Genomic DNA, 24,672 nt, shown 5'->3' on the forward strand with positions numbered 1-24,672 from the left:
GTCAGATTCTCCTACGTCAGAAGGGCGGGTTCGGTGACGCTCACCCAGGCCGAGTCGCGCGCCGAGCTCTGCTCGACAGCGTCGAGCACACGCTGCACCCCGAGTCCGTCAGCAAAACTCGGCCGAGGGTCTTCACCGCGCACGATGGCTTCGACGAAATCCTTCGCCTGGTGCGAGAAGCCGTGTTCGTAGCCGAGCAGGTGGCCGGCAGGCCACCAGCCCGAGACATACGGATGCACGGGTTCGGTGACCAGGATGCGCGTGAAGCCCTGCCGGTCATCCGGTGCCGTACGGTCGTAGAGCTGCAGGCTGTTGAGGTCTTCGAGGTCGAACGCCAGCGCGCCGCGGTCGCCGGAGACTTCGATCGTGAGCTGGTTCTTCCGCCCGGTGGCGAAGCGGGTGGCCTCGAAGCTCGCGAGAGCACGGGACGATAGCCTGCCGGTGAAGAGGGCGAGATCGTCGACGGTCACGTCGCCGAACCCGGCACCGGCGACGCCCGAGAGTCCCGACGACCCCGGCCCGGACTGCGGGAGCGGCCGCTGCTTGACGAGCGTCTCGACGACGCCCGTCACCGAGTCGACAGACTGCCCGGTGACGAACTGCGCCAGGTCGATGATGTGCGCCCCGATGTCGCCGAGGGCCCCCGAGCCGGCGTGCTCCTTCTGCAGGCGCCAGGCGAGAGGTTCGTTCTCGTCGACGAGCCAGTCCTGCCGGTAGGCGGCACGCACCTGGCGCACCTCCCCGACCGCACCGGAGGCCACGAGGTCGCGCAGCAGGGTGACGGCAGGGACGCGCCGGTAGGTGAACCCGACCATCGAGCGGACGCCGCGCCCGGCCGCGAGCTGGGCCGCGACATCCATCGCGGAGGCCTCGGCCACCGAGTTCGCGAGCGGCTTCTCGCACAGCACGTGCTTGCCCGCCTCGAGCGCGGCGATCGCGATCTCGGCGTGCGAGTCACCGGGGGTGACGATGTCGACGATGTCGATGTCGTCGCGGGCGATGACCTCGCGCCAGTCCGTGGCCGACTCGGCCCAGCCCCACTTCGCTGCGGCCGCCGAGGCAGCTGCAGCGTTCCGGCCGACGAGCACCGCCATCTCGACGCTGTCCGGCAGGTCGAAGGCGGCGGGCGCCTGCCGCCAGCCGACCGAGTGCGCCGCCCCCATGAAACCGTGGCCGATCAGGGCCACCCGGAGGGTCACGCCAGCACCACCTGGCGCTCGACTTCGACGCGGTTGCCGACGTAGCGCATCGGGGCGATCTGCATGTAGAGCAGGCGCAGGGTGAGCACGAGGTCGACGTCGATGCTCGCGCCCGCCTCCGGAACAACGGGCAGCGGGATGATCACCTGCGGTTTGTCGGCGACGAACCAGAGCGTCTCCCACTGATCAGGCAGTTCGGCGATCGAGTACGACGTACCCTGCAGCTCGAAGCGCAGCGACTCCCGCGGAATCTCGACACCGTCGACCGTCGCAGCGACGTCGTCGACACACGAGAGCCAGAGGCTCCGGTACCACGGCAGCTGGATGGAGACGGCGATGCCCTCGGGATGACGCGCGACGTCAGCCTCGGAGAAGAGGGAGTTGTGGGTTGCCATGGGATCCTCACTCGGCGTTCTGTAGGGCGGCGGCGGCGGTTGCCGGTGCGGTGGATGTCGCGGCAGCCCCGCGAGCGACAGCATTCTCGATCGTGCGGCGCATCAGCGTGTGCTGCTTCTTCACCAGGTCGATCGGGTCGCTCTCGCCGAGGTCGCTGAACGCGTGCCCCTCCCACTCGCTCGAGAGGTAGCCCTGGTACCCGCCCGCGACGAACTGCTCCACGATGCGCGGGATGTCCATGGCCGGCTCGTCGCCGTTCGCGTCGATGTCGTAGAACTTGGCGTGCACGTGGAAGATCTGCGGCATGATGTCGAGCCACTCCTCCGGCGGCACCAGCCCGTGCATGTTGAAGGCGAGCCGGGTGAAGGGTCCGAGCCGGGCGCCGTCGAAGTTCTCGCTCGCCAGGAAGTCCTCGAACTTCTGGTTGCGCACGTACATCGGGGTCGGCTCGTGCCAGATCTCGTCCATCACGGGGAAGTACTTCTCGGGCATCCCCATCTGCGACAGCGTGCGGAGCAGCGTCGGCGACAGGCTGTGCATGGTGGAGGAGAAGTCGGCGGTGAAGCCGAGCCGCTCGCTCTGCAGTTCGTCGTACATCTCGCGCATCTGCAGCACCTGCGGGTCGTTCGGCCCCGACGGCGCGTGGATCTCGTAGCCGAGCTTCTGGTCGTACTTCTCGGCGAGCGGCAGGAGGCTCCGCAGCAGCTCCTTGCCGTGCGAGCGGATGACGACCTTCGTGAACCCGAGCTGGTGGGCGGTCTTCAACTGCCGGGCGAGGAAGTCGTGCTCCTCGTCAGGCGACATGTCGCGTTCCTTCCGGCGGCCCATGTCGAGGTTGGTGCCGATGGCGCTGGGCTCGAGGCCGTAGCGGTCCATGCTGTCCCGCCAGAGACGGATGAAGTCGTCGTCGACGTCCGGGTAGGTGCGGAGCATCTGGGCGATGTTGAACTCGACGCCCGGGCCGAGGCCCTCGTCGGCTGCCGCCTTGATGAGTGTCTCGGGGGTGTACAACCCAGCCGCGAACTCCGAGGTGAGCGAATAGAGGGTGATGCCGAGCTTGATGCCCGTTCCGGCGATACCGTTCTCTTCAGTCATGATGTGGGCGTCTCTCAGTTCAGGTGGGGAACGGGCCGCGCGAGGTGTGCCGCGAGAACGCTGGCAGCCTCCGCCCGGTCGGTGATCATCCTGCTGCCCGCGTTCGAGGCGGCCGAGCGCTGCACCGCCTGTTCGTCGCGGACGATATCGAAGGGGCTCTGCCAGTGGTTCCAGTGCCACCCCTCGTATTCGCTCGAGATCGCGCCCGAGTAGCCGTTCTCGACGAGCAGCGTCACCAGCTCGCGCACCGGCACCGACGGTTCCTCGTGGTTCTCGTCGATGCCGAAGAACTTGCCGTGCACGTGGCGCACCCAGGGCAGGATCTCGAGCCAGTCCTCGACGCGCGCGGGCCCGAAGAGCCCGGTGCCGTTGATCGCAAAGTCGATGCCGAGCTCGGGCCGGCCGTTCTGGGCGGCGAGGCCGATGAACGATCCGAAGCGCTGGCCGTGGATCTGCTGGTTCGCGGGCGGACCCTCGGCGTAGTAGCCGTTCCAGAGATCCACCACCGCAGCGAGCAGGTCTTCGGATGCCCCGCGGCGCCGGTACGCCTCGAGCAGTGACGGCGCGAACCCCGTGACGGTCGCGCCCCAGTCGGCCGTGAACGCCAGGTAGGGCGAGCCGACCTGCTCGTAGCGGTCCCGGAGGGCGAGGATCCGAGGGTGCGACGCGTACTGGTCGGCATGCACCTCGAGGGCGAGGGTGACGTTGTTCTTCTCGGCGATGGGTGCGAGCTGCTCCATCGAATCGGGAGTCAGCGAGATCTGCACGCGGGCGATCGGGAAGCCGAGCTTCGCCGCCGCCTCGATCTGCAACCGCATGTACTCGATCAGTTCGTCCTGGTTCAGCAAACGGTCGCGGTGGATGCCGATGTCGGCGTTCACCGCGAGCGAGGTCTGCACCAGACCCGCCTCCACGACGAGATCCTTGAACCAGCCGGCGAAGGAATCCTCGATGGCCGGGAACCCGCGGAAGCTCGAGAACCCGATGATCTCGAGGCCGGGGCCGTAGCCGTCGGCGGCCACCTTGCGGATCAGCGCTTCGAGGTCGTACTCGCGCTGGTGCGAGGCCCGCGTGAAGCTGTAGAGGGTCACACCCTGGATAGGGGTGCCGAGAGTCTCGGTCATGCGTTCACAGCCTTCATGGTCTTGGTGTCGTGCTCTTCGATGTGCAGCACTTCGTTGTCGGAGATGACGATGTAGGGGATGTAGAGCGTCAGGTCGACGTCGACCGTGTGCTCGCCGTCGCCCGCAGCCAACGGCACCTCGCCGGAGAGCACGGCCGAGTCGAGCGGGAACCACCACTCGTCGGTGTTGGTGCGGAGCTCGTCGAACGTGAACTCCGTGCCGTTCATCTCCCAGCGGAGCGTCTCGGGGGCGGCCGGGATGCCGTCGATCGACAGTTTCGCCCCGGCGATGCAGGAGCCGGGCAGCGCCCGGTACCACGGAATGCGTACCTCGACCGCGCTCCGCGATCCGTTCGTCGTGAGCGTGCCCTGTTCGATGATGCGATCGGGGATCATGAGAACCTCCTTGTTCGTCTTCTTCTGAATTCTAACACTCTAATGTCGGTTTAAGACATAAGTTGCGAAGCAATATGGCGCGCGCCCCGCACGGCGAGCGCCACGCTGGTCAGCGTCGGGTTGCACGCCGTCGCCGTGGGAATGACGCCGTTGCCGGCGACGTGCAGCCCGGGTGCTCCCCACACCGCACTGTTCGTGTCGCACACGCTCGTGCCGTCGTCGACGAGACCCATGCGCGTGGTCCCCTGGTAGTGCAGCGACGACCCGAGCGGCAGGCGGAACGGGCGGTCGTTGAGCAACTCGCCCACGGCACGGCCGAGCACGACAATGCGGTCGGAGGCGCGCGCGAAGGTCTCGTGGTCCTTCTCCGTCAGGGTGTACCGGATGCTCGGGGCCGGCATCCCGTTGTCGTCGAGGTTGCCCTCGCTGAACTCGACCCGGTCCGAGGCCTGCAGGTCTTTGGCGCAGAAGAGTCCTAGCCCGACGATCGAGCCCGGCGTCACCGGGTCGTCCTCCGCCAGCGGCACCGGCGAGGCATCCAGCTGCATCACCTGCCCGTGGAAGGGCTGCGCGTCGGTGTAGGGCACCCAGGTCACCCCGCTGTATTCACTGAGGCCCGTGGAGGAGGCGCCGTGGCCGGCATCGAGCCCCTCCACACCGCGGAGCCGCGCCGCGAAGACGATCTGCGCCTGGTCGTTCAAATATCGCCCGAGCGCCTCGGGCCTGATCCCGGATGCCCAGAGGAGCTGCGGCGTTCGGAGGGCGTCGCCCGCGACGACCACGAAGCGCGCGGCGACCTCGGTCGTCTCGCCGGTGCGGAGGTCGCGCACCGCGATGCCGCGCGCACCGTCCCCGCGAGCACCGTCCCCGCCGGCGGCGCCCTCGGCGCCGTCCCCGCCTCGGAGCACGCGCGTCACGAGCGCCTCGGGGTACAGCGCGAAGTCGGGATTGTTCGTCGCCGCCTCACCGAGCACCACGTCGGAGCCCGACCACACCAGGTTGCCGTCGTCCCGGCGGTGCGCGGCCAGAGGCATCCGCTGCACCCGTTCGCCAGGCGCCCGGCCCTCGTCGACCACTGCGGCGAGACGGTCCCGCACGATCTCCGCGAACGGCGAGCCGTCGAACGCATCCGTGGTGACTCCGAGGAGTCTCGCCGCCTCGCCGAGCAGCTCGTCGAGGTCGGGGAGGAAGGTGATGCGCTCGCTGCCGCGCGGGGTCGGGCATGCCCCCGTCCAGTGCGCGGACATGCCGCCCACGTTGGTGGACATGGCGGCGACGGGCAGCCCGTCCTCACCCTCGGCCTGGAAACCGGTCTCGAGCAGGTGGGTGCCGGGGCGCCCACTCCGCTGCCCCGAGGTCACCGCGCCGGGGGAACTGATCGTCGAAGCGCCGGCACTCGAACCCTGCGACGCCCGCTGGGCACGTGCCCGGGCATCCGGGTCGGCGATGTTCTTGACGTGCGCCCCGGGAGGATCGGAGACGATCGGCCCGGCCTCGAACAGGGCGATGCGGGCACCGGGCGCCGATTCACTGAGGATACGCGCGTAGGCCGCACCCGTGGGTCCGCTGCCCACGATGGCGACGTCGACCGACGCCGGAAAGCGGCCGCTCATGCGTCGCCGGCCAGCCCGCGGATGAACGCCGTCGAGGCGACCGTCTCCTGGGTGGGGTAGTACTCGAGCCCGATCGGGCCGTCGTACCCCGAGGCCCGCAGGTCGCCGAGGCGCGCGGGCCAGTCGATCGAACCCGATCCGGGCTCTCCGCGGCCCGGAGCATCGGCGATCTGCACGTACTTCACTGTGTCCCCCGCCTCGGCCAGGGCGGCAGCCGCCGTCTCCCCCTCGACGGTCGAGTGGTAGAGGTCGTAGAGGATGCCGAACTGCGGCGAGTCGACGCCGCGAGCGACATACGCCGCCTCGGCGGTGCGGTCGAGCAGGGAACCGGGATGATCGACCCGCACGTTCACGGCCTCGAGCACCAGCGTGATACCCGATCCCTCGATCTGGGCGATCGCGCGCGTGTAGATGTCGATGAGCTTGTCGAGCTGCACCTGGCGTTTGCTGCCGCCGAAACCGGTGCCGCTGCCGACGACGAGACGCGGGCAGCCGAGCTGCTGCGCGATGGCCACACCCTCGTCGAGGTGGTCGAAGAACGGGCTGTCGTCGAACGGCGGGATCATGAACTGGGTGCGCGGCTCGGAGAGCTGGGCGGTCAGCTGCAGCCCGGTCTCCTCGAGGGCGGCTTTCAGCGCGGGTACGTCCTTCGGCTTCGAGGGCGCATCGATGCCGGTCGGGCCCCACATCTCCACCGCGGTGAACCCGGCGGAAGCGGCTGCCCGCACACGGTCGTGGTACTCGGCCTCTTCGGTGAAGAGCAGCTCGATGTTCGGGGCAAGTTGGTACACAGAAGTCTCCTAGTGGTGGGGGGTGTGCAGAGAGGTCGAGCAGAGAAGAGAGGGGCAGGTCAGAACATCGGATGCGCGCTGACCGGAGATTCGGGAACAGCCTGCAGAACGTCCCAGTGCTCGACGATCCGCCCATTCTCGAAGCGGTAGATGTCGGCCACGGCCGTGTCGGCGCGGTCCGGCCCGGATGCCCGCACATGCACCATCGCGAGATCGCCGTCGACGATGATGCGCTGGATGTCGAAGCGGGAGTCGGGCGACCCGTCGAACTTGGGCGTCAGGCCGACGATCGCCGGTTCCGGCCCGTCGGGCAGCCCCGGGTTGTGCTGGATGTAGTCGGGCGAGACGAGGAAGTCGAACGCCGCCCGCACGCGCTTCTGCGTGTAGAACAGGTCGCAGAACGTCTCGAAGGCCGAACGATTGTCGCGCATCCGCTCAGCCCTTCAGCCCGCCGGCGAAGCCCTGGATGAAGCGCTTCTGGGCGAAGAGGTAGAAGGCGAGGATCGGGATCATCGAGACGATCACGATCGCGAAGATCACGTTCCACTTCGACACCAGCGACCCGATGAAGTAGTACATCGACACCGGCAGGGTCTGGTTGGCCGAGCCGCCGAGGAAGATCAGCGCGGTGAAGAAGTCGTTCCAGACGATCAGGCCGCAGAGGATCGCCACCGTTCCGGTGGCCGGGGCGAGCAGCGGGAACACGATGCGGAAGAAGACCTGCCAGCGGCTCGCCCCATCGATCGAGGCGGCCTCCTCGTACTCCGTGCCGAGGCCCCGGAGGAACCCCGCGTAGAGGAAGATCGCGAGCGGCAGAAGCATGCCGGTGTAGAGGAAGATCATCCCCCAGACCGAGCCGGTGAGGCCGATCGTGCGGGCACCGATGTAGAGCGGCACAGCACCGAGCTGGGCGGGAAGCACGATCGCGATGAGGAAGAGGTAGTAGGTGGCCTTCCCCCAGCGCCTCGTGCTGCGGGCGATGACGTAGCCGGTGAGCGACCCGAGAATGATGAGGCCGAAGATGCTGCCGGCCGTGATGATGATGCTGTTCATGAGACCGAGGAGGATGTTCGACTGCCCGGACGCCACGAACAGGGAACTGAAGTTGTTGAACGTGGGGTTCACGGGCAGGGCGAGCGACGACGTCGTGTAGACCTCTGCGTCGGGCTTCAGCGCCATGGTGATCAGGAAGTAGAACGGCAGGAGGAAGACGATCGCGAGGATCCAGACACCGATCTCGCGGATCAGGCTGCCGGAGGTGTACCGGAACATGTCAGCTCTCCGTTCCGCGCGTGACGCGCTGTTGGATGACGGCGAACACCAGGATGATCGCCGAGAGGATGAGGGCCAGGGCGGCTCCGTAGCCGAAGTTCGCGAGCGAGAAGGCCTGCTTGTAGACCTGCGTCGCGAGGGTCTCCGTCGCACCCGCCGGACCGCCGTTGGTGAGGGCCATGATCTGGTCGAAGACCCTCAACCCGTTCACGATGCCGAGTGTGGTCGAGATGGCGACGGCGGGGCGGATGGCCGGCAGTGTGACGTGCCAGAACCGCTGCCAGAGGGTGGTGCCGTCGATCGCGGCGGCCTCCTCCACCTCGGTCGGAACGCCGGCCAGGCCGGCCAGGTAGATCACCATCGCGAAGCCGGTCTGCTGCCAGACGATGACGATGAGCACGGCCCAGATCGCGAAGGTCGGGTCGCCGAGCCAGCTCTTCTGCCACGACTCCAGGCCCGCCGACTTCAGGATCGCGTTGATCGGACCGTTGAAGTCGAAGATGAACTTCCAGATGTATGAGACGGCCAGTGGGCTCAGCACCACCGGCATGAAGAACAGCACCCGGAGGATGTAACGGCTCTTCAGCGTGCGGTTCAGGGCCAGCGCGATGGCGAGCCCGATGATGTTGACGATGACGACCGACCCGAAGGCCAGGAAGAGCGTGTTCCCGAGCGCCAGGATCTTCGAGGGATCCCCGAGGATCTTCTGGAAGTTCGCGAGCCCCACCAGCTGGAACGAGCCGATGCCCGTCCAGTTGGTGAAGGCGAAGAAGCCGCCCACGCCCGTGGCGACGTAGTGGATGGCAAGCACGACCAGCACTCCGGGGAGCGCCCACCACCAGTGGCCGAAGCCGACCACGCCCCGCGACCGCCGGGAACGGGTCTTCCGATCCGGTCCCGGCGTGCGGTGGTGCGGCCCCGCCACGGTGTTCGCTTCGGTGTCTGAGTGCATCGTTGCAGTCATTGCTTACCCATCGGTTGTTCGAGTGTGGCGCGGCTTCGTCGGTGTTCCTTGGCCCGGGAGTTACTGGTCCCAGGCGGCATCCATCGACGCGAGCACGCTGTCGATGGTGGTCTGGCCGGTCAGCAGACCCTGCACTCCGGTTCCGAGTGCATCGTAGACCGACGAGTTCGGCCAGCCCGTGTTCGGGAAGGCGACGTACGAGCCGCTCTTGACGATGTCGGACACCGGTGCGTAGTTCGTGCCGGAGAGGTCGAGGTCGGCCAGACCGGTCACCGGGAGCGAGCCCTGGGCATCGGCGAAGGTCTTGGACTGGGCGGGCTCTGCCATCCAGTCGAGGAACTTCTTCGCCGCATCCTTGTTCTTCGAGCTCGCGTTCAGCGACAGCGAGTAGTTGGCGCTGGCCAGGCCGAAGGCCTTGTCGCTCGACGTCGCCGGCGGGAAGGCCTCGACCGTGTAGGTGTTGCCGGCGGCGGCCTTCGCCAGGTCAGCGGCGGATCCACTCGGCCCGAACATGGTGAGCGTCGTGCCGGTGGTGATGCCGTTCGTGATGGCGTCGAAGCCGGCACCCTCGGCACCGCTCTGGAAGCAGCCCGCATCCTTCATGTCGATGATGGCCTGGAGGGTGTCCTTCCAGCCCTGGGTTCCCGCGAAGGTGGTCTTCTTGTCGGTGCGATCCTGGTTCCAGGTCGGGTCTTCGGCGTAGACGCGGGTCGCCGCGATCGAGGAGGCCGTCGCACCCGTGTTGGGTCCGGCTGCGCCGGCGAGCACGAACATCGACTTCCCACCGCTTGCGGCGACGCTCTTGCAGTCGGCGAGAACGCCCGTGAAGTCGGTCGGGAAACTGGTGATGCCTGCTGCCGTGGCTGCGGTCTGGTTCAGGATGTTGCCGACGAACGAGATGCTGAGGGCCTGGCCGTAGGTCTTGCCATCGATCTGGAACAGGCTCTCGTTGCCGCTCGGGATGAGGGCGGTCGCGCTGTCGTCGAGCGGCTCGAGGAAGCCCGCCTTCGCAAGGGTGATGATGCCCTGGCCTGCGCCGCTGCCGGGCTGGCTCTCGATGACATCGGATCCGTTGCCCGCCTGGAACTGCGTGCTCGTGGTCTGGCTGAAGGAGTCGTTGGGCACCGCGTTCAGGGTGATGGTGACGCCCGGGGTCGCGGCCATATAGGCCTTGGCAAGGGTCTCGAACGGGCTCTCGACGCCGGTGGAGACGGCGTAGGAGAGGGAGAACGACTGGGAGCCGTCGGAGCTGGAACCGGAGGTGCCGGAGCAGCCGGAGAGAACGAGGGCGCTGACGGCGAGGGGGGCGGCGAACAGGCCGATCCGTCTGGCGTGAGAGCGACGGTGCTGTGTCATGAGGAGCCTTTCTGACTTCGTTGTCGGGTGCACGATCGCTGCGCAACCGGGCTATTGCCTCAGTATCACAGGGATGTGTCGAAAATGCACATAAGTCTTCGCTATGCCCGACATAACCCGACGGCGGCCCGCGCTATCTGAAAGGCCGATGAGAACCGCGCCGCACATCACCGTCATTGATAGAGTTTCTGCACACCTGTCTGCGAAGGAACACAACGACGTGCCTGACCCTTCTCCCCTCTCCCGCCTCGACCTGAACCTCCTGGTCTCCCTCGATGCGTTGCTGACGGAACGCAGCGTGACGCGCGCCGCGGAGCGCCTGCACCTGAGCCAGCCGGCCCTCAGCGCTTCGCTCTCGCGCCTGCGGCTGCACTTCAACGACCCGATCCTGGCGCGGCGCGGAAATGCCTACGAGCTGACGCCGCTCGCCCTCCGGCTCATCGACCACACGTCGACCACCCTGGAGTCGGCGCGGCGGGTCTTCGAGAGCCAGGCCACCTGGGCACCGACGGAATCCGTGCGGGAGTTCTCGATCTACGGCTCGGACTACGGCTTCGTCACCATCGGCAAGGTGGTCTCCGAGCTCGCCGCCGACCGGGCACCGGGCGTGCGGTTCCGCTTCATGCTGCACAACCCCACGATCGTCGAAGACGCGGCCAACCGGCTGCGCGCCGTCGACGGGATGGTCATCCCGCACGGCCATGTGACCGACCTGCCGTTCGCCGATCTCTGGCACGACAACTGGACCGCGATCGTCGCCGAGTCGAATGACCAGATCGGCGACGAACTGACGATGGCAGAGATGGACTCGATGCCGTGGGTGATGACCTTCCAGTCCCGCTCCGCCTACACCTCCGCCGCGCGCCAGGTGCAGCAGCTGGGGGTCGAGCCCACCATCGCGGTGGTGGTCGAGAGTTTCCTCTCGATGCCTCACTTCATCGCCGGCACGAACAGGGTCGGCCTCATCCAGTCCGCGCTCGCCCCGCTGGTTCTGAAATCGGGCGGCGTCCGCGCCGTCGCGCTGCCGTTCGAAGCGACACCCCTCGTGAACGCCCTGTGGTGGCATCCGGCCCACAGCACCGACCCCGAGCATGCCTGGATGCGCGCCCTATTCGTCGAGGCAGGTCGCATCGTCGAGCAGGGCGCGCACCACGCGGAGTAGGCCCGCCGCGCGGTGTCACGGGTCACCGCAGGGCGACCGGCTCAGGCCGGCTGCAGCGACCGCATCGTGCGCCGGATGAGGTCGTGCTGGCGGCGCACCAGCAGCAGGGGGTCGACCTCGCCGATCTCGGCGAAGGCGTGGCCCTCCCACTCGCTCGACCAGTAGCCGCGGTAGCCACCCTCGACGAACACTCGAACGAGTTCCGGGTAGTCGATCGCGGGCTCGTTGCCGTTCTCGTCGATGTCGTAGAACTTGGCGTGCACGTGCATGATCTGCGGCATGATGTCCGACCATTCGGTCGGGGCGACATGGCCGTGCATGTTGAACGCCAGGTGCGCGAACGATCCGAGGCGCCCCGGGTCGAAGTCGCGGCTCTTCAGGTAGCCGATGAACTCCTGCTGGCGCTCCCGCATCGAAGCGTCGGTGGCCCAGATGGCCTGCAGCCGGTCACGCCCCTCCGCGTCGACGCCCGCACGTTCGACGGCCCGCAGGAGGGTGGGTGACATGCTGTGCATCGTCGACGAGAAGTCGGCCACGAACCCGAGCAGGGGCGAGTCGAGTTCGGCATAGACATCCCGTACCTTCAGGATCTCGGGCGCGTTCGGCCCCATCGGCGCGTGGATCTCGTAGGCCAGCTTCAGCTCGAGCTCCTCGGCGATGGGCAGCAGTCGGCGGAGGAGGTCGGGCTTCGCGCTCTGGATGCGCACCAGCGGGAAGCCGAGCCGCTTCGCTCCGCGGAAGAGCGTCTCGCTGAACTCGAACTCCTCGTCGGGCGTCATGTCGCGGTCGCGGCGGCGGCCCATGTCGAGGTTCGCGCCGAAGGAGCTCTCGTCGAACCCGTGCTTGTCGAAGGCCGTGCGCCAGGTGCGCACGAAGTCGTCTGAGACGGCCGGGTACGTCGGCAGCACCTGCGAGGCGACGATCTCGATGCCCGGGCCGATGCCGAGTTCGGCGACCCGGTCGAGCAGTCCCTCGAAGTCGAACCAGCCGGCACGGAACTCGGCGCTGGCCGAGTACAGCGTGAGACCGAGCTTGAACGGGTCGTCCTCGGTCGCGGGCGGCGGCGGAGTCACATCGGAGACGAGGGCGGGGTGGGGTGCATCCGTCTCCCGCACCTCGAGCTCGAGGCTCTGCCGCACGACGTTCGGCACGTACATGCCGGGCCCGCCGGCGTCGCCCGGGGCGATCTGCATGTACGGCAGCCGCAGTTCGCCGAAGACGGTGATCTCGTGGCTCTCGCCGAGGGCGAGGGGATGATCGTCCCGCACGACCAGCAGGGGATGCTGTTGCAGGTACCAGAGCACCTCGCTCTGTGCGGGGAGGTCGGCGACGGCGAAGCGAGTGCCGTCGAGCTCCAGGCTGAGGTCGGCCTCGGGGATGTCGCGGCCGTCGATGCTCACGCGGAGGGTCGAGACGGACGACAGCCAGAGGCTCCGGTACCAGGGGATCGTGAGGGAGAGCGCGAACCCCTCGGGGTGGGTGCGCAGGCTGGCGTCGTCGATGAGGCCGTTGGGCATGGTCGTTCTCCTGGTTCGGTCGGGGTGGGCGAGTGTCGGGTCGTCGGCGGGGGGGCTAGTCGAGCGTGTCGGTGATGCTGCGGATCAGCGAGTGCTGGCGGCGCACCTGCTCGATCGAACGCCAGGGCTCGCGAACGCCCTCGTACTCGCTCGAGAGGTAACCGGTGTAGCCGGAATCCTTCAGCGACTGCAGAACGGGGCGCCACGGAATCTGCTGGTCTTCGAGGTTCTCGTCGATGTCGTGGAACTTCGCTTGCACGAAGACGACGTACTCCGCGACATCCGCGAAGTCCGCCGGGTCCACGCCGATGCCGTCGAGGAACGCCGGGCGGGTCTCGCGCGTCTCGCCGGGGCCGAGCGGGATGGGCCGGTCCTGGAAGATGCCGGTGTCGATCAGCAGCCCGAAGTGTTTCGTCCCGGTGCGCTGGATGAGACCGATGTAGTCGTCGACGACCGGGTGCCGGATCGGGGTCGGGGAGTGGATCTCGGGGCAGATGATCACGTCGAGATCGTGCGCGAGGTCGAGGGAGCGTTCGACCGACTCGGTCCAGATCGGGTCGGGAACGAGGTCGCCCGACACGACACCGATCTTGGGTCGCACGAAGCGGAAGCCGAGCCCCTTCGCGAGGCGGAGGTCGCGCTGCAGGGTCGCCGCACCCTCTTCGGCGGTCATCGCGCGGGCGTGCGGCCCGCTTGAGTGCAGCCGGGTGTCGATCCACGAGCCGTAGTTCGTCGGTTCGAGGCGGTACTTCTCGAGCAGGCGGAACCACTCGTCGCGCCAGGCGGTGCTCGGCTCGGGGTAGTTCGCGACATGCCCCTCACCGAGGATCTCGACGCCTGTCGCACCGACGTCGGCTACCGCGGCGAGCGCCGTCTCGAGGTCGAGCACGGTGCCGTAGTCGCCCATGAAACTGTAGAGCGAGACACCGTACTGGAACGGAGCGCCACCGCCATCCGGTGCCAGCGTGACGTGCTTCGTGACCCGGTAGACCGAGGGCTGGTGCTCCTCGGGCACGTACGACATGCGGAGGCGCAGTTCGATCGACACCTCGTGCACGCCCTGCGGCAGTCCGCCCTCGAACGGCACGGTGACGACGGCGGCATCCTCGAGCTGCCAGCGGAGTCCGTCACTCTGCCAGAGCTCTTCGAGCGTGTGGGTGCGGCCGCCCAGTGTCCAGAGCGGCACGTCGGCGGGAACGTCGACGAGGCCCGGGATCCTGATCGCAACCCCGTCGACGAGCGACGCCGCCATGCCCCGGTAGGAGGGCATCCGGAGTCTCAGCTGGAAGCCGGTGATGCGATCGCCGTCGCGAACGTTCCGAAATCCGACGGACTGGATCAGGTCTCTCTCGAGAAGCATCCTTGCTCACTCTCTGCTCGGGGTGGGACACTGATGACCGTAGCACTCTTATGTCCGTAATGTACATAAGTGCGTGCGCATCGATCTGAAGAGACAAAGGACACTGATGACCTCTCGCCCGTTCGCCGACCTCACCGGCAGAGTCGCCGTGATCACCGGTACCGCCAGCGGCCAGGGTCGCGCAGCTGCCCTGGCCTTCGCGCGGGCGGGAGCGACGATCGTCGGATGCGATCTCGACGCCGCGGGCGACGCCTCGACCCGGGACCTCGTGGCGGCACTCGGCGGCTCGATGTCGAGCACGGCACCCCTCGACCTCGCCGACGAAGAAGCGGTCGAAGAATGGATCGGGTCGATCGACCGGGACCACGGCCGCATCGACATCTTCTACGCGAACGCAGCCGCAACGAGGTTCTCCCCCTTCGAATCGACCAGCCGCGACGAGTGGCACTTCGTGCTGCGGAACGAACTCGACGTGGTCTTCCTGCCCCTGAAACACGCCTGGCGGCTGCTCCGCAGGAGCGGATCGGGGCGGGTGGTGCTCGTGGGGTCGACCGCCGGCATCTCGGGGTCGACCACCAACAGCCGCGTGGCCCACACCGTCACGAAAGGCGGGATCGTCGCGCTCACGAAGCAGCTCGCCGCAGAGGGGGCGCCCGACGGCATCCGCGTCAACTGCGTGAGCCCCGGGATGATCGCCACCCCCGCGACCGCGAACGACCTCCTGGCTCCCGATCATCCGATGGCCTCGATCGCCCGGGCCATCCCCCTGAAGCGCGTCGGAACGGCCGAGGAGGTGGTGGCCTGCGCCCTCTTCCTCTGTTCGGACGAGGCCGCCTACGTGACGGGCGCGAACCTCGTCGTCGACGGCGGATGGTCGGCGGTGCTCCCCGGCTGACCCTGATCGCCCGTTCCGCGGATCGGCGTCAGCGTGCTGCGGGCGGCGGTTCGGTCTCGGCGAAGACGCCGCTCGCGATGCGGAAGGCCGTGTTGGCCGCGGGCACGCCCGAATAGATGGCGGACTGCAGGATGACCTCACCGATCTCCTCGACCGTCAGGCCGTTGCGGAGGGCCGCCCGCAGGTGCATCGCGAGTTCCTCCTGGTGGCCGTGGGCGATGAGCGAGCTGAGCACGGCGATCGACCGCGAGCGACGGTCGAGGCCGGGCCGCGACCAGACGTCGCCCCAGGCGACACGGGTGATGAAGTCCTGCCAGTCGGCGGTCAGCGGGGTGGTCGCCGCGGTGGCGCGGTCGACGTGAGCGTCGGAGAGCACCGCGCGGCGCACGGCCATGCCCTGCTCGAAGCGTTCGGCGTCGGTGAGTCCGTCGCCCTGGGGACGCGTCATGAGGATGCTCCTTCGGAGTGCGGTCGCGCGGCGTGTCGGTCGAAGAGCCCGATGAGCGCCGCAGCGGTGGTGCCGGGCTGTTCGGCGGGCGGCAGGTGGGCTGCTCCTTCGATCACAGCGCTCTGCCCGTGTGCAACGCCCTCGGCGATCTCGACCGCCTTCGGCTCGGGCGCGACCGCATCGTGTCGGCCCCACAGCGCGAGAACCGGAGCCGTCACGGCGCCGAGCTCTGCCCGCACGTCGTAGGCGGCGAGCGCTTCGCAGCAGAGGGCGTACGATTCGTCGTCGGCGTCCTGCAGAGCATGCAGGAGCCGGCCGGTGAGGTCAGGGTGCGCGGCCATCGACCCCTCGGCGAACCAGCGCTCGGCCGAGGCGATGAGGATGCTCGACGTGCTCTCGGCGCGCACCTTCGCGGCCCTCTCCCGCCACGCCAGCGGCTCGCCGAGCTGCGCTCCCGAGGCGATGATGGCGGCGGCACGCACCCTGCTGCCGTGCCGCAGCAGCAGTTCGAGGCCGGTTGCGCCGCCGAGCGAGACGCCGGCGTAGAGGAAGGGTTCGCCGTCGACGGTCCCCTCGATGGCATCGACGGCTGCCGCGACCGCGTCGGCGAGCTCGGCCACGGTGAACGGATCGGTCGCGGCCGGTGCCGCCCCGTGCCCGGGCAGGTCCCAGGCGAGCAGCCGGTAGCGCTCCCGCAGAAGAGGCGCGCACGTCTCCCAGAGGATGGTCGAGGTGCCGAGCGACGGCCCGAGCACGAGCAAAGGCAGGTCGCGGCCGCCGCCCCACTCGCGGAGGGCCAGGGTGGGTGTCGTCATGAGGGGCTCTCTCCGGTCATCCGGTCGGCCCCGGTCACCGGGTCGGCCCCGATCATCGGGTCGACCCCGGGCATCCGGTCGACGGCCGCCGCCGCCTCGCCGGTGTAGCCGGCGGGGTCGAGCAGGGCGTCGATGTCGAGGCCGGCGGTCTCGGGCACGTCGCGGAGAAGCACCGCCAGATCTTCGCCCGCGCCAGCGGCCGCCACCAGGGAGGCGACACGCGCGGCACCGATCAGTGGCCCCAGCACGATCGAGAGGCGCTCGGCCACGATGAGGCCGCGGGTGAGCGCGAGATTCCGGACCACGGCCCGGCGGTCGACCCGGAGCGCGGCGGCGAGACCGGCCGCGTGCGCGGACGCCCCGAGGGTGAGCCGCAGCAGCTCTCGCAGGGTCGGCCACTCGGCATGCCACGCTCCGGCGGGGCGCTCGTCTTCGGCGAGGGCCGCGCACAGGTGCAGCGTCGCGGCGAGCTGCGGGGCGCGAAGCGCGGCCGAGCGGATGAGCACCGCGGCCACGGGGTTGTTCTTCTGCGGCATGGCCGACGATCCGCCACCGCTGCCGGCGCTGAGCTCGCCGATCTCGGTGCGGGAGAGGGTCACCACGTCGCCGGCCAGCTTGCCGAGGGCGTCCGTCGTCTGCGCGAGGGCGTCGGCCAGCTCGGTGACCGGCCAGCGGCTGGTGTGCCAGACCGTGCCGGCGTCGTCGAGTCCGAGCGCTTCGGCGTAGTGGGCCGGCAGCGCGGCCGCGGCGTCACCTCCGAGCGCGAGGAAGGAGGCGCGCGTTCCGGCCGCCCCGCCGAGCTGGGCGGGGAGCGTCAGCTGTTTCAGCCGGGTGGATGCCCGGCGGAGGCCCGACAGCCAGCCGGCCGCACGCAACCCGACCGTGATCGGTACCGCGTGCTGCGCGAGGGTGCGCCCCGCCGCCACGAGGTCGCGGTGCTCGGCCGCGAAGGCGGCGAGGTGCTGCTCGGCCTCCGCCAACGAGGCGAGCACAGCATCCACCGCCCGGCGGGACACGAGCATCAGGGCGGTGTCGAGGATGTCCTGGCTGGTCGCACCGCGGTGCACCCACGGCCGGAGCTCCGCGGGCAGCGTCTGCTTGAGCAGGCCCACGAGCGGGATCACCGGATTGCCCCCGGCCACAGCGTCCCGGGCAAGGCTCGCGACATCCGGATGCCCACCCCACGCCGCGCCGATGGTGTCGACCTCGCCCGAGGGCAGCGCGCCCACCGCGGCCCACGCGCGCACGAGCCCCAGCTCGGCCTCCACCAGCGCCGCGAGCACCGCCTCGTCGGACACGAGCGCGTCGTGCCCCACGGTCACCGGAGACAGGAGTCCCCGGTCGAGCGCGCCCGGAAGAGGGGCGTCAGAAGGCAAGGAACACCGTCTCGTTCTCGCCCTGCAGGCTGATGTCGTGTTCCAGGTGGCCCTCCGGTGTTCGCGTGGCCACGAGCGTAGCGCGCTCGGCGGGCTCGAGCGAGCCCAGGAATGTGTCGGCCGCGAGCGCGACCGCGTCATCCGGCAGGTAGATGCGGGTGTGCAGACGATCGGGCAGGCCGCGCGCGTAGACGACGACCGCGAAGAACGCCGCCCGGCCCGGTTCGGCGCCGGGGTTGCGGGTGAAGAACTCGTAGTGCCCGTCGTCGTTCGTGAACGCCCGGCCGAAGCCCGTGAAGGTGTGGTCGTCGCGCCGGAAAGCCCCGCGCTCCCGCGGCACCCGGCCGTTCCCATCGGCGCCGAAGATCTCGACGAACGCGTCGGGCACCGGGGCACCGGCGCCGTCGGTGATCGTGCCGCCGAGCAGCACCGCACCCGGGGAGTACGGGTCGACGACCTGGTGCATCCGGTCGTACTCCACGCCGTACGCGAAGAACGGCCCGGCGGTCTGGCCGGGGGTGGGCCGGAGGGTGCGCGGGGGAACGGGCATCGTCACTCCCCCTCGTTCTCGAACCACGTGGCATCCGGACCGTCGACGACGATGTCGAACCGATAGCCGGTCGCCCACTCCTCGGAGGTGAGGTCGTGGTCGTAGACGCCGATCAGGCTCTGCCGGTCGCGCTCCCGCCAGATGCTGTTGAAGATGGGGTCGAGCGCGAACAGCGGGTCTCCCGGAAAGTACATCTGCGTCACCAGCCGCTGCGTGAACGAGCTGCCGAAGACGGAGAAGTGGATGTGCGCCGGGCGCCAGGCGTTGACGTGGTTCTTCCACGGGTACGGGCCCGGTTTGATGGTGGTGAAGGCGTAGTCGCCCGCAGCATCGGTGATCGCGCGGCCGGCCCCGGTGAAGTTCGGATCGAGCGGTGCCGGGTGCTGGTCGCGCTGGTGGATGTAGCGACCGGCCGAATTCGCCTGCCAGATCTCGACCAGCTGGTTCGCCACCGGCCTGCCCCAGGAGTCCGTGACACGGCCTCGCACGGTCATCCGCTCGCCCAGCGGCTCGCCCGCGTGCTGGATCGTGAGATCGCTCTCGATGGCGGCCACGTCACGCTGGCCGAACGCCGGCGAGAGCAACTCGATCGTCCCGGGGTCGACCAGCTTGAGGTTCTTGGTGGGGTGCCGCAGGATGCTCGACCGGTACGCCGGGAAGTCGAGAACGGTCGACGGGATGACCTCACCCTCGCGCTCGCGCCGCTGCAGGTCGGCGTGCAGCGCGCCGATCTCGGCGGTGATCTCGCGCTGGGATGCCCGGGCGGGGGCGGCCAGCAGGCTCTCCGGAGCCGCGGCGGTCGGTGCTGTCACAGTGTCTCCTTCGACGGGCGGAACGGCGTGCATCCATTCTCGGACACCGTGCCGCGGGCGAGCGATGCGCTCCCGATGAATGGGAAAAACGATCGATCCGTGGCAGCATGGAGCATGGCCAACTCCCCCACCGGCGACTCAGGCACCGACCGGCTGGTTCGCATCCTCGACACCTTCACGCCGACGCGCACCGTGCAGACGGCGACGGAGATCGGTCGGCGGTCAGGGCTTCCGAGTTCGACCGCGCACCGCATCGTGAACGAACTCGTCGACGCCGGCCTGCTCGAACGCGATGAGGAGCGGCGCGTTCGGATCGGGATGCGGCTCTGGGAACTGTCGACACGCTCGTCGCAGGCCCTCCGGCTGCGACAAGCCGCCATGCCCTTCATGGAACGGGTGCAGGCGCGGGTGCGGGAGCACACCCAGCTCGCCATCCTGGAACAGGATGAGGCGCTCTTCCTCGAGCGGCTGAGCAGCCCGGAATCGGGCTCGAACATCACCCGCGTGGCCGGACGGCTGCCGCTGCACGCCTCCAGCTCGGGACTCGTGCTTCTGGCCTTCGGGCCATCGGACCTGCAGGAACGCGTGCTCTCCTCGCGACTCGCCCCCCTCACCCGGGCGACGCTGTCGGACCCGGCGGCGGTGCGCCGGAAGCTCGCCGAGGTGCGCCGGCTCGGGCACGCCATCGCGCCGGGCTACATCGAGGAGGTCTCCACCGGCATCGCCGCGCCGGTGCGGGACGAGACCGGACGGGTCATCGCGGCCCTCTCCGTGGTGTTACCGCGCGATGCGGAGTCGGATTTCGCCGTGGTGGAACTGCACCGCGCCGCCGGGGACATCGCCCGCTCGCTCGGCTACCGTTCCTGACGGCGGTTCCCGATCATCGGGAATCATACAGACGACGGCGGCCATCGATCGCACACTGGCACCAGGCACCCGCCAGCACACCCACCGGCACCCCCGCCAGCACGACCGTCGAAGGAGACGCCATGACCACCACCGTCCGCACCCGGGTCGCCATCGTCGGTGCCGGTCCCGCCGGGCTCATCCTGTCGCAGCTGCTCGCCGACGCCGGCATCGACTCGATCGTCGTGGACTCCCGCTCCCGGGAGCAGATCGAGTCCACCATCCGCGCCGGCATCCTCGAACAGAACACGGCCGACCTGCTCCGCGCCATCGACCCCGACACCCGCGTCGACACGGTCGGCCACCGGCACGACGGCATCGAGCTGCGCTTCGGAGACGAAGGCCAGCGCATCGACTTCCCGTCCCTCGTCGGCCGGAGCGTCTGGCTCTACCCGCAGCACGAGGTACTCAAAGACCTGCTGGCGCTCCGGCTCGGCCGGGGGCAGGATCTGCGTTTCGGCGTGACGGTCGACGGGGTCGAGGGCGGTGAGTCCGAGCATCCGGTGGTCTTCGCCTCGGATGCCCGCGGCGAACACCTTCGGATCGAAGCCGAGTTCCTGGTCGGGGCCGACGGGTCGCGGAGTGTCGTCCGCGGCGCCGTGAGCGGCTCGCGTGCAGACGGCTACTTCCGCGAATACCCGTTCGCGTGGTTCGGGATTCTCTGCGAAGCCCCGCCGAGCTCGGAGGAGCTCATCTACAGCAACTCGGGGCAGGGCTTCGCCCTGATCAGCCAGCGGAGCCCCACGGTGCAGCGGATGTACTACCAGTGCGACCCGTCCGCCGACGCCGCGGCACCGAGCGACGCCGAGATCTGGGACACCCTCCAGGCGCGCGTGCCCGGCACGACGCTGAACGAAGGACCGATCATCCAACGCGACGTGCTGCGCTTCCGGAGCTTCGTGGCCCAGGAGCTCCGCCGTGGCCGGGTCGCGCTGGTCGGCGACGCCGCACACACCGTGCCGCCCACCGGCGCGAAAGGCATGAACCTCGCCATCGCCGACGTCGTGCTGCTCGCGGATGCCCTGCGAGCCCTGCTCGTCACCGGCGACGAACGGCTCATCGACAGCTACGCCGAGCGCGCCCTCGACCGCATCTGGAAGGCCCAGCACTTCTCCTGGTGGATGACGAGCATGCTGCACGTCACCCCCGACGCCAGCGACTTCGACCGCCGCCGCCAGCGGGGCGAGCTCCGCACCGTCGCCTCATCGGAGGCCGGTCGCACCTACCTCGCCGAGGGCTACACGGGCTGGCCGCTCGCAACGGATTCGGTTTAGAGGGCGAGAGACCGCGCCGCAAGCTCGACGATGCGCTCGGCCGGCATGCTGATGTCAATCGTTGTTCCCAGCTCGTCCGCTTCCAGCTCCTCCAAGGTCTCGATCTGCGAGGAGAGCAGCGCGGCCGGCATGAAATGGTTCGCCCGGTGAACGAGCCGGGACTGCAGCAGTGATTCTGTTCCAACCAGGTGCACGAAGTGAACGCTCAGGCTCTTGCTTCTGATGGAGTCTCTGTATGCGCGCCTGAGGGCTGAGCAGGCGATGACGAGTCCCCCATCCGACGGGGCCGCCCTCTCGAACGCATCGGCAACCTCAGACAACCACGGCCAACGATCACTGTCGGTGAGAGGAACTCCGGCAGCCATTTTGCGGAGATTCTCAACGGGATGGAGCGAATCCGCATCGAGGAAGCCGACTCCCAGTCGCGCAGCCAGTAACGCTCCGACGGTGCTCTTGCCGCATCCGGACACTCCCATGACGACAACATGGTACGGCGGGGTCACGCCAGTGCCGTTCACCAATCGTGCACAGTCCCGTCAGCGAGGCGGTTGTAGGGGAGGTAGGCCGTTTCGTACGGGTATCTTCCGGCTTCGTCGACGTCGAGGTCGACACCGAGTCCGGGCTTGTCACCGGGATGCAGCATGCCGTCGTTCCACGTGAAGGACTGCTGGAAGACGGCGTTCGTTCTCTCCCCGTGCTGCATGTATTCCTGAATGCCGAAATTGTGGACAGCAAGGCCGAGATGCATTGCCGCCGCCATGCCCACCGGAGAAATGTCGGTCGGGCCGTGCATCCCCGACTTGATCTGGTACTGCGCTGCGTACTCGAGGATCTTCTTCAAGGCGCTGATCCCGCCGGTGTGGGTGACGGCGCTCCGCACATAGTCGAAGAGCTGCTCGCGGATGAGTTGCTGGTAGTCCCACACGGTGTTGAAGATTTCACCGATCGCGAGCGGCGTCGTGGTGTGCTGACGGACAAGACGGAGCGCCTCCTGGTTCTCCGCCGGCGTGCAGTCCTCCAGCCAGAAGAGGTCATACGGCTCGAGCGACTTGCCGAGCTTCGCGGCCTGGATCGGCGTCATGCGGTGATGGCCGTCGTGGAGGAGCGGAATTTCGGGGCCGAACTCGTTACGCACTGCTTCGAAGACGGTGGGCACATGGCGCAGATAGCTCCGCGTGTCCCAGTCCTCCTCCGCAGGAAACGCGCCGCGCTGCGCGGGCTCGTGGTCGTACCTCTTTCCGTCGTTGCCCTCGAGGGTTGCGTTCGAGGCGATGCCGTAGATCGACTTCAGGCCCGGCACCCCTGTCTGGATACGGATCGCCCTGTAGCCCTGTTCCTGATGCATTCGAACACTGTCGAACAGTTCCGACGTGGTCTTCCCCGACGCGTGGCCGTAGGCGAGCAGTCCGGTTCGGGACGCGCCGCCGAGCAGCTGGTAGAGCGGCATGCCGGCGGCCTTGGCCTTGATGTCCCAGAGCGCGACATCCACTGCTGCGATCGCGGCCATCGTGACGGGGCCCCGGCGCCAGTAGGCGCTTCGGTAGAGGAACTGCCACGTATCTTCGATCTTGTGGGCGTCGATGCCGATCAGCAACGGGACGACGTGTTCCTGCAGGTAGGCGACCACGGCCAGTTCGCGCCCATTGAGGGTTGCGTCACCGAGACCGGTGACGCCGTCGTCGGTCGTGAGCTTGAGCGTGACGAAGTTACGGTCGGGGCTGGTGACAATGACTTCTGCCTTGTCGATTCTCATTGTTCTCTTTCAGTTTTCGATGTCGGTTGAGATGCGATGCGGTTCGTTGCAGATCAGCGTTCGGGGCGCTTGGACCCGGCACCGCGCGGAACAGTGAACGCGGCTGTGGAGAGGGACGGGTCGGTGGGTGCGGCGGATCCGTTTTCGGCGCGGCGTTCGGCTATTTCGGCGACGATCTCTCTGTGACGCTTGTCTGTGAGCGGGTAGAAGAGCATGACGATGATGGCGACGAGTGAGGCGGCGAGCGGGATGAGCCCAGCTCCGGCGCGGATGCCGAGTTCGGCTTCTGCCGACTGCCGGGCGGCCCCTGCTGCGTAGCCTCCCCACGCCAGCGAGAAGGCGGCGAGTGCGCCGCCGACGGCCTGGCCCGTCTTGCGGGTGAAGGAGAAGAGAGCGTAGGTGATCCCCTCTGCACGCACTCCGGTCTTCCACTCGCCGTACTCGACGGTGTCAGCCTCCAGGCTCCAGACGAGCATGTTGACCAACACGATGCCGATCTGGCAGAGGACCAGCCCGGCGAATCCGAGCGCCGGCAGGCTGGATGGTGTGACGAAGACGACTGCGCCTCCGAGTGCCATGATCCCTGCTCCGACGATGTAGCCCTGGCGCTTGCCGAATCGGCGCACGATGCTGGGCACCACCGCCGCCAGGCCGAAGGTGGCGGCGAGTTGCACGATCGAGATGACGGCATAGAGCGGAAGGGCGTGGAGTACGTCGCGCAGGTAGTAGAGCTGCACGGTGCTCAGCGCCAGCATGCCGGTCAGGAAGAGGAAGGAGCTGATGCAGAGCATGAACAACGGCTTGTTGCCCTTCAGCACAGCAAAACTCTGGCGCATGGTGACGCGCGGCACATCGCGAACGACCCTCTCCTTCGCGGTGAAGGCCGTGAAGAAGTACAGCACCGTTCCGACCACAACGAACGACAACGTCATCACGGTGAAGATCGTCTGAAGGTCGGCGCCGGGCACGATCAGCGGAGCGACGAAGATGCCAAGACCTGCCCCGACGAGCGCGGCGCCGATCGAACGCGCACTTCCGAGCTTCGCGCGCTCGGCGGGCACCTGGGTCATGGCGCCGGCCAGGGAACCGAAGGGGATGTTCACCAGGCTGTAGGCGAGGCCGAGGGCCGCGTACGTCAGGTAGGCGTAGAGCAGCATGCCACTCTCGCCGATCTGCGGAACGGAGAACGCGGCAGCGGAGAGAAGCAACAGCGGCACTGAACCGAACATCAGGAACGGGCGGAACTTGCCGAATCTCCTACTGTAGGTGCGGTCGACGATACGCCCCGCGAAGATATCGGCAAACGCATCGAAAATGCGTACGACGAGGAGCAGTGTGCCGGCGGCGGCCGCGGAGATCCCGGCGACGTCGGTGTAGTACACGAGGAGGAACATCGTCGCGGTGGTGAATGCGAGGTTGTTGGCCGCATCGCCTGCCCCGTAGCCGACGATGCTCAGTCGGCTGAGCTTCGTGCCGACCGCGGGCGCGGGTCGCGCGCCTGACGTGGTGAGATCGGGGTTCTGGTCTATCACGGCTGCCTTCCGGTCGCGTCTTTGCGGGCGCGTCATTGCGGGGAATCGACGGAGGGATCACGGGCAC

The 24,672-nt window shown here is 68.3% G+C and carries 25 protein-coding genes; 4 read left to right on the forward strand and 21 right to left on the reverse strand.

Annotated elements, in window-relative coordinates:
* Positions 1–11: 11 nt before the first annotated feature.
* The 11 genes from FB464_RS12410 to FB464_RS12460 form a co-directional block, all read right to left on the reverse strand.
* Complete coding sequence (locus tag FB464_RS12410) at positions 12–1,199, reverse strand: Gfo/Idh/MocA family protein (RefSeq protein ID WP_281279771.1); 1,188 nt, start codon at positions 1,197–1,199, stop codon at positions 12–14.
* Positions 1,196–1,594, reverse strand: coding sequence for a C-glycoside deglycosidase beta subunit domain-containing protein (locus FB464_RS12415; RefSeq protein ID WP_116413580.1), 399 nt, complete (start codon positions 1,592–1,594; stop codon positions 1,196–1,198). Before FB464_RS12415 ends, FB464_RS12410 begins: the two co-directional genes overlap by 4 nt.
* 7 nt (positions 1,595–1,601) lie before the next feature.
* Complete coding sequence (locus tag FB464_RS12420) at positions 1,602–2,690, reverse strand: sugar phosphate isomerase/epimerase family protein (RefSeq protein ID WP_116413579.1); 1,089 nt, start codon at positions 2,688–2,690, stop codon at positions 1,602–1,604.
* Between the two features lie 14 nt (positions 2,691–2,704).
* Positions 2,705–3,814, reverse strand: a complete 1,110-nt coding sequence (locus FB464_RS12425; protein ID WP_116413578.1) for a sugar phosphate isomerase/epimerase family protein — start codon at positions 3,812–3,814, stop codon at positions 2,705–2,707.
* Positions 3,811–4,209, reverse strand: a complete 399-nt coding sequence (locus tag FB464_RS12430) for a C-glycoside deglycosidase beta subunit domain-containing protein (RefSeq protein ID WP_116413577.1) — start codon at positions 4,207–4,209, stop codon at positions 3,811–3,813. Before FB464_RS12430 ends, FB464_RS12425 begins: the two co-directional genes overlap by 4 nt.
* Positions 4,210–4,259: 50 nt before the next feature.
* A complete protein-coding gene (locus FB464_RS12435; protein WP_116413576.1) occupies positions 4,260–5,822 on the reverse strand; it encodes a GMC oxidoreductase in 1,563 nt (520 codons plus the stop codon).
* The gene (locus tag FB464_RS12440; RefSeq protein ID WP_116413575.1) at positions 5,819–6,613 is read right to left on the reverse strand and encodes a TIM barrel protein; all 795 of its coding nucleotides are present in this window, start codon (positions 6,611–6,613) and stop codon (positions 5,819–5,821) included. The genes FB464_RS12435 and FB464_RS12440 overlap by 4 nt, the downstream gene beginning before the upstream one ends.
* A gap of 59 nt (positions 6,614–6,672) precedes the next feature.
* On the reverse strand, positions 6,673–7,044 hold the full coding sequence (locus tag FB464_RS12445) for a nuclear transport factor 2 family protein (RefSeq protein WP_116413574.1): 372 nt from the start codon (positions 7,042–7,044) through the stop codon (positions 6,673–6,675).
* Between the two features lie 4 nt (positions 7,045–7,048).
* On the reverse strand, positions 7,049–7,885 hold the full coding sequence (locus FB464_RS12450) for a carbohydrate ABC transporter permease (RefSeq protein ID WP_116413573.1): 837 nt from the start codon (positions 7,883–7,885) through the stop codon (positions 7,049–7,051).
* Between the two features lies 1 nt (position 7,886).
* Positions 7,887–8,837 carry a carbohydrate ABC transporter permease gene (locus tag FB464_RS12455; protein WP_246093045.1) on the reverse strand — a complete coding sequence of 317 codons (951 nt, stop codon included), beginning with the start codon at positions 8,835–8,837 and terminating at the stop codon, positions 7,887–7,889.
* A 72-nt stretch (positions 8,838–8,909) separates the two neighbouring features.
* A complete protein-coding gene (locus FB464_RS12460; RefSeq protein WP_116413571.1) occupies positions 8,910–10,205 on the reverse strand; it encodes an ABC transporter substrate-binding protein in 1,296 nt (431 codons plus the stop codon).
* 220 nt (positions 10,206–10,425) lie between these two features.
* Between FB464_RS12460 and FB464_RS12465 the strand changes: the two genes are divergently transcribed.
* The gene (locus FB464_RS12465; RefSeq protein WP_116413570.1) at positions 10,426–11,367 is read left to right on the forward strand and encodes a LysR family transcriptional regulator; all 942 of its coding nucleotides are present in this window, start codon (positions 10,426–10,428) and stop codon (positions 11,365–11,367) included.
* A gap of 41 nt (positions 11,368–11,408) precedes the next feature.
* Here the strand turns inward: FB464_RS12465 and FB464_RS12470 are convergent, their stop codons facing one another.
* Both FB464_RS12470 and FB464_RS12475 read right to left on the reverse strand, forming a co-directional pair.
* The gene (locus FB464_RS12470; RefSeq protein ID WP_116413569.1) at positions 11,409–12,884 is read right to left on the reverse strand and encodes a C-glycoside deglycosidase beta subunit domain-containing protein; all 1,476 of its coding nucleotides are present in this window, start codon (positions 12,882–12,884) and stop codon (positions 11,409–11,411) included.
* A gap of 55 nt (positions 12,885–12,939) precedes the next feature.
* Positions 12,940–14,244 carry a C-glycoside deglycosidase beta subunit domain-containing protein gene (locus FB464_RS12475; RefSeq protein ID WP_116413568.1) on the reverse strand — a complete coding sequence of 435 codons (1,305 nt, stop codon included), beginning with the start codon at positions 14,242–14,244 and terminating at the stop codon, positions 12,940–12,942.
* A gap of 106 nt (positions 14,245–14,350) precedes the next feature.
* On the opposite strand from FB464_RS12475, the gene FB464_RS12480 reads away from it, so the two are divergent.
* Positions 14,351–15,139 (forward strand): SDR family NAD(P)-dependent oxidoreductase, encoded by a 789-nt coding sequence (locus FB464_RS12480; RefSeq protein WP_116413567.1) that lies wholly within the window; start codon positions 14,351–14,353, stop codon positions 15,137–15,139.
* 28 nt (positions 15,140–15,167) lie between these two features.
* On the opposite strand, the gene pcaC is transcribed toward FB464_RS12480, so the two are convergent.
* Genes pcaC through pcaH form a run of 5 tightly spaced genes read right to left on the reverse strand, consistent with a single transcriptional unit; the run spans position 15,168 to position 19,173 of the window.
* Positions 15,168–15,587 carry a 4-carboxymuconolactone decarboxylase gene (gene pcaC / locus FB464_RS12485; RefSeq protein WP_116413566.1) on the reverse strand — a complete coding sequence of 140 codons (420 nt, stop codon included), beginning with the start codon at positions 15,585–15,587 and terminating at the stop codon, positions 15,168–15,170.
* The gene (locus FB464_RS12490) at positions 15,584–16,402 is read right to left on the reverse strand and encodes an alpha/beta fold hydrolase (protein WP_116413565.1); all 819 of its coding nucleotides are present in this window, start codon (positions 16,400–16,402) and stop codon (positions 15,584–15,586) included. Before FB464_RS12490 ends, pcaC begins: the two co-directional genes overlap by 4 nt.
* Positions 16,399–17,778: a lyase family protein gene (locus FB464_RS12495; protein ID WP_246093046.1), complete on the reverse strand. Its 1,380-nt coding sequence runs from the start codon at positions 17,776–17,778 to the stop codon at positions 16,399–16,401. Before FB464_RS12495 ends, FB464_RS12490 begins: the two co-directional genes overlap by 4 nt.
* Positions 17,768–18,328 carry a protocatechuate 3,4-dioxygenase subunit alpha gene (gene pcaG, locus FB464_RS12500; RefSeq protein WP_116413563.1) on the reverse strand — a complete coding sequence of 187 codons (561 nt, stop codon included), beginning with the start codon at positions 18,326–18,328 and terminating at the stop codon, positions 17,768–17,770. The genes FB464_RS12495 and pcaG overlap by 11 nt, the downstream gene beginning before the upstream one ends.
* Positions 18,329–18,330: 2 nt before the next feature.
* Positions 18,331–19,173: a protocatechuate 3,4-dioxygenase subunit beta gene (gene pcaH / locus FB464_RS12505; RefSeq protein ID WP_116413562.1), complete on the reverse strand. Its 843-nt coding sequence runs from the start codon at positions 19,171–19,173 to the stop codon at positions 18,331–18,333.
* A 66-nt stretch (positions 19,174–19,239) separates the two neighbouring features.
* On the opposite strand from pcaH, the gene FB464_RS12510 reads away from it, so the two are divergent.
* Together FB464_RS12510 and FB464_RS12515 are read left to right on the forward strand one after the other, a co-directional pair.
* Positions 19,240–20,007 (forward strand): IclR family transcriptional regulator, encoded by a 768-nt coding sequence (locus FB464_RS12510; protein ID WP_342780709.1) that lies wholly within the window; start codon positions 19,240–19,242, stop codon positions 20,005–20,007.
* A gap of 122 nt (positions 20,008–20,129) precedes the next feature.
* Positions 20,130–21,320, forward strand: a complete 1,191-nt coding sequence (locus FB464_RS12515) for a 4-hydroxybenzoate 3-monooxygenase (protein ID WP_116413560.1) — start codon at positions 20,130–20,132, stop codon at positions 21,318–21,320.
* Here FB464_RS12515 and FB464_RS12520 read toward each other — a convergent pair.
* The 3 genes from FB464_RS12520 to uidB are packed head-to-tail and all read right to left on the reverse strand — an operon-like array spanning position 21,317 to position 24,605.
* A complete protein-coding gene (locus FB464_RS12520) occupies positions 21,317–21,838 on the reverse strand; it encodes a gluconokinase (RefSeq protein ID WP_246093189.1) in 522 nt (173 codons plus the stop codon). The two genes, FB464_RS12515 and FB464_RS12520, sit on opposite strands and share 4 nt — an antisense overlap.
* A complete protein-coding gene (gene manD / locus FB464_RS12525) occupies positions 21,835–23,073 on the reverse strand; it encodes a D-mannonate dehydratase ManD (protein ID WP_116413559.1) in 1,239 nt (412 codons plus the stop codon). Before manD ends, FB464_RS12520 begins: the two co-directional genes overlap by 4 nt.
* Before the next feature lie 53 nt (positions 23,074–23,126).
* Positions 23,127–24,605 (reverse strand): glucuronide transporter, encoded by a 1,479-nt coding sequence (uidB, locus tag FB464_RS12530; RefSeq protein WP_246093048.1) that lies wholly within the window; start codon positions 24,603–24,605, stop codon positions 23,127–23,129.
* Positions 24,606–24,672: the final 67 nt, after the last annotated feature.

This window comes from Subtercola boreus (assembly GCF_006716115.1).
Taxonomy (GTDB): domain Bacteria; phylum Actinomycetota; class Actinomycetes; order Actinomycetales; family Microbacteriaceae; genus Subtercola; species Subtercola boreus.

Bases quoted from the DNA above. Each gene is read 5' to 3' on its own strand.
- FB464_RS12455 (WP_246093045.1), bottom strand. From the start codon at position 8,837: ATGCACTCAGACACCGAAGCGAACACCGTGGCGGGGCCGCACCACCGC.
- FB464_RS12420 (WP_116413579.1), bottom strand. From the start codon at position 2,690: ATGACTGAAGAGAACGGTATCGCCGGAACGGGCATCAAGCTCGGCATC.
- FB464_RS12435 (WP_116413576.1), bottom strand. From the start codon at position 5,822: ATGAGCGGCCGCTTTCCGGCGTCGGTCGACGTCGCCATCGTGGGCAGC.
- pcaG (WP_116413563.1), bottom strand. From the start codon at position 18,328: ATGCCCGTTCCCCCGCGCACCCTCCGGCCCACCCCCGGCCAGACCGCC.
- FB464_RS12425 (WP_116413578.1), bottom strand. From the start codon at position 3,814: ATGACCGAGACTCTCGGCACCCCTATCCAGGGTGTGACCCTCTACAGC.
- FB464_RS12415 (WP_116413580.1), bottom strand. From the start codon at position 1,594: ATGGCAACCCACAACTCCCTCTTCTCCGAGGCTGACGTCGCGCGTCAT.
- FB464_RS12470 (WP_116413569.1), bottom strand. From the start codon at position 12,884: ATGCCCAACGGCCTCATCGACGACGCCAGCCTGCGCACCCACCCCGAG.
- FB464_RS12445 (WP_116413574.1), bottom strand. From the start codon at position 7,044: ATGCGCGACAATCGTTCGGCCTTCGAGACGTTCTGCGACCTGTTCTAC.
- FB464_RS12515 (WP_116413560.1), top strand. From the start codon at position 20,130: ATGACCACCACCGTCCGCACCCGGGTCGCCATCGTCGGTGCCGGTCCC.
- FB464_RS12490 (WP_116413565.1), bottom strand. From the start codon at position 16,402: ATGACGACACCCACCCTGGCCCTCCGCGAGTGGGGCGGCGGCCGCGAC.
- FB464_RS12460 (WP_116413571.1), bottom strand. From the start codon at position 10,205: ATGACACAGCACCGTCGCTCTCACGCCAGACGGATCGGCCTGTTCGCC.
- FB464_RS12450 (WP_116413573.1), bottom strand. From the start codon at position 7,885: ATGTTCCGGTACACCTCCGGCAGCCTGATCCGCGAGATCGGTGTCTGG.
- FB464_RS12475 (WP_116413568.1), bottom strand. From the start codon at position 14,244: ATGCTTCTCGAGAGAGACCTGATCCAGTCCGTCGGATTTCGGAACGTT.
- pcaC (WP_116413566.1), bottom strand. From the start codon at position 15,587: ATGACGCGTCCCCAGGGCGACGGACTCACCGACGCCGAACGCTTCGAG.
- manD (WP_116413559.1), bottom strand. From the start codon at position 23,073: ATGAGAATCGACAAGGCAGAAGTCATTGTCACCAGCCCCGACCGTAAC.
- FB464_RS12430 (WP_116413577.1), bottom strand. From the start codon at position 4,209: ATGATCCCCGATCGCATCATCGAACAGGGCACGCTCACGACGAACGGA.
- pcaH (WP_116413562.1), bottom strand. From the start codon at position 19,173: ATGCACGCCGTTCCGCCCGTCGAAGGAGACACTGTGACAGCACCGACC.
- FB464_RS12480 (WP_116413567.1), top strand. From the start codon at position 14,351: ATGACCTCTCGCCCGTTCGCCGACCTCACCGGCAGAGTCGCCGTGATC.